The organism is Pseudomonas sp. GM18, from assembly GCF_000282195.1.
In the GTDB taxonomy this organism is placed as follows: domain Bacteria; phylum Pseudomonadota; class Gammaproteobacteria; order Pseudomonadales; family Pseudomonadaceae; genus Aquipseudomonas.
In genome coordinates, this window is record NZ_AKJT01000019.1 from 1 (window position 1) to 3197 (window position 3197).

The 3197-nt window shown below is 51.1% G+C and carries 2 protein-coding genes and 1 pseudogene; all 3 read left to right on the forward strand.

Translation table 11 applies throughout. The features are described from left to right. Positions 1–644 (forward strand): annotated as a pseudogene (locus tag PMI21_RS24620) (type VI secretion system tip protein VgrG); the annotation flags it as partial. Beyond that, entirely contained in the window at positions 641–2206 is a 1566-nt protein-coding gene (locus PMI21_RS24615; RefSeq protein WP_007934268.1) for a hypothetical protein, read from the forward strand. The pseudogene PMI21_RS24620 and the gene PMI21_RS24615, both read left to right, overlap by 4 nt. A gap of 8 nt (positions 2207–2214) precedes the next feature. After that, positions 2215–3156, forward strand: coding sequence for a PoNe immunity protein domain-containing protein (locus PMI21_RS24610; RefSeq protein ID WP_007934276.1), 942 nt, complete (start codon positions 2215–2217; stop codon positions 3154–3156). The last annotated feature ends 41 nt before the right edge of the window (positions 3157–3197 follow it).

A 3197-nucleotide genomic window follows, 5' to 3' on the forward strand; every position in this document is an offset into this window, starting at 1 on the left:
AAGCGCGGGCGGATGATCACCTCACCGTGGGCGTGACCCAGCATGTGAAGGTGGGCACGGCGCAGTTTGTCGAGGCGGGTCAGGAGATTCACTACCACGCCGGGGAAAAGGTGGTGGTTGAGGGCGGCATGGAGCTGACGGCCAAGGCTGGTGGCAGCTTTGTGAAGATTGATGCAGGGGGTGTGACGATCAGTGGGGCTGAGGTGAAGGTGAATTCCGGTGGCGCTCCTGGCGCCGGCACCGGGATTGGCATTCTCGCCCCGCTTATTCCGGGCCTCGCTGCTGCCGACATCGCCGGTCGCCTGATGAAAGAAGCCAAGACCAATCCGACCTGGCTGGAATTGAACCTGCATTACGACAACCTTGAGCCCGTACCGGGTGCGTCGTATCGAGTTGATTTTGCCGACGGGTCGACCCGTGAAGGGGTGCTGGACGATGACGGCTTTGCTCGTTTGGAGGATGTTCCGAAAGGACCGGCCAAGGTGTATTACGGCGAGGATCCAAGGCCGTACAACCGTGAAAGCGTAACGGTCGTCCAGAACTCTGACGAAAAGGTCAACGCAGATTTACGCAAGCTCGGCCTGGACCCGGACCAGGTTGATTTACAAGCATTAGTGGAGAAAGCCGCAGGGAGGCTGACATGACTGACGAAGTAGCTGAGAGCGGAAACGAAAGTGGCGAAGACCGTAGCGCTGCCTACCAAGAGGCCGCTGTAGAACTGGCAAAAGGAATCGCGCTCGGCGCAGTGCCTTTTCTTGGCCAGGCCATCGACGCCTACGACACTATCGAATCATCTATCGTCCTCTACAACGCAGAGTCGACGGCAGGCAAGGAAGACGCGCAATTTGATCTGCTGATGGCCGTCATCGGTTGGATTCCAGGGCCGGGTGACGGGCTGAAGAAGAGCTTGCGTATCGTCAATAAAGACCCACAACGCTATGCCCCGGTGCTGTTTGACCTGCTTCGCTTCGTACTGCAAGAGTGCGGGATTAAAACCAGCCCCGAAGAACTGCTCAAGCAGATATTCGATGCGGGAAAACTGCGCGCGGAACTCGACGAAATCATCACCGGCGTAAAAGGTTCGTCGACTTTCCAGAGCCTCCCCAACTGGGCAAAAACGGCGGTCGTCACGGTACTCGTTACCTCTCGAGACAACATGCCGGCAATGGTGGGGATTGTTGAAAAGCGGTTGGTTAAATGGAAAGGGATGCAGCGCAATAGCTCTGCAGCCTCTTCCGGGTCAAGCCACCCCAAAAAAGCGGAAAAGCCTGCAAACAAAGACTCGGCTGTTGCAACGAAGGGGAAAGACGGCGCGAGCGGCACCCATTCAAACCAGGTTGAAGCCTCCAAAGTAGGCCTTCAAGCGCCAGCCAGTATTTTGAATGAAGGGCTGGGGGTTAGTGGGGAGCATATTGCCGACTACATCTGCGCGGTGGAGTTTGGTTGGGGGAAGGATTGGGATGGGCATGATAAGGGGGCGGATGGGAAGTGGCTGGAGGGAGTTCCTAGTGCGAGTAAAATGGGGAAATTATCAAAGGGCGGTAGCCCAAAGGCCCGACACGTTTTGTACAAACTGACAGATGGGGCCAATGGAACCGGCATTGACGCTGTCTGGCGTGCAGATCCTGCCACAAACGACGGGAAAAAATTTGCGGTTGTTGAGGCTAAAGCAAGTCGCGACGAGGACGGTCCGAAGTTCATGCGTAAGCCCAATAACAGCCGGAAACCTAGCGTCGCCTCAAAATTGGGAGTCTCGGGCGCTACAGATCCAAGTACGTTGTTAGAGCCTCAAGAGCCCGAACAGGCTGACACTACTCAAAAGAAAAAAGGGAAATTTGCGAAGTCCAAGCACCCTACCCCTCCCAGCGATAAAAAAACCAATAAGTCAGCAAAAAAAAATAAAGAAATACTTGTTCAAATGAGCAAGGAGTGGATTCAGAAAAACATTGGAGATGCTGTCTCCGAACGGTTGGCTGACCAGGTTTCAGCATCATACAGTCGTCATTTGTTTTACGCCCCGTTATACCACCAGAAACAAAGTCCAAAAGAGCACGCAGAAGCTCGACTGAACAACGGCGACGAAACAACCCATGCCAACCACTCCGCATTTCATTATACCGACAGCGAAGTTAAGTCCTTTGTGAACAAGCGAAAAAAATCTCTTGCAGCAAAACACGGGGCATTACCATCACTAACTACTGAGTAACATTCATCATGAACAAAAGACAAAAATTTCTTAGCGAAACTAGATACAAAAACTTTCTGACTTACAGCGAGGAGACGAAGACTTTCTGGAAAAGCAACAAATTTGAATCAGACTCTCCTGAACAAGAAGCCTCCCTAAGAGCAAATCATTTTAAAAACCTGGCACTAAAAACACTATTTATATCGTATACAGCAGGCGTGGAGATCTATTTGCTAGCACCATTACTGGAAGATCTTATATCCGCGTACGAAGAGCGCCAAAGCAAACTTTCAGCCTCTGAGCAAATAGCAAACATTTCACCACTTGCGATTGATGACTGGCCAGACGAGTTCGAAGAGTGCGTACAGGTTTTCAGCCTATGCATCTTGCTTCACAGAACAGATCTGCTAAAGCGATTCGCCAAGCTTTTAGATGATGCAAACTACAAAGGCGAAGACACTCTTTACGAAGACCTGCTCCGCAAAAACCTACCCAACCGAGAAGATATAGATGAATGGTATCACGATGTATACACTCCTTTAATACAGGCCATATATGCAGACGAAAAAGAGGAGGCATCTCAGCTGCTAGGTGATTATTGCAAACAATGGTATGCAGCATTCAAACAATCCCCTTGGCACGACTCACACTTGCAAGGCGACGAAGGAAGTTATGTCGGATACTGGGCATTCGAGGCCGGGGCCATTGCTTTCCTATATGGGATCGATGACAGAAAAATCAATCATATGGTTTATCCAAAAGACTTGGTCGAATATGCGAGAAATTATAAGACTGCAATAGGTTCCCAGACTGGTCGTATTGTTGCTGGCGAACCCTGCGGCAAAACGGGCTATTGGTTTACCCCAGCTCAAGCCAACTCAAGACGCCACTTCCAACAAGGCGAAATCATGCCAAGCTTCAGTGACTCGAAATGGGGCGATACGCTTTGGTATTGGTCCGGTGAAGAGTGAACTTATCTACAAATTCCGCTCAGCGGCCACTTCCTGGCCCT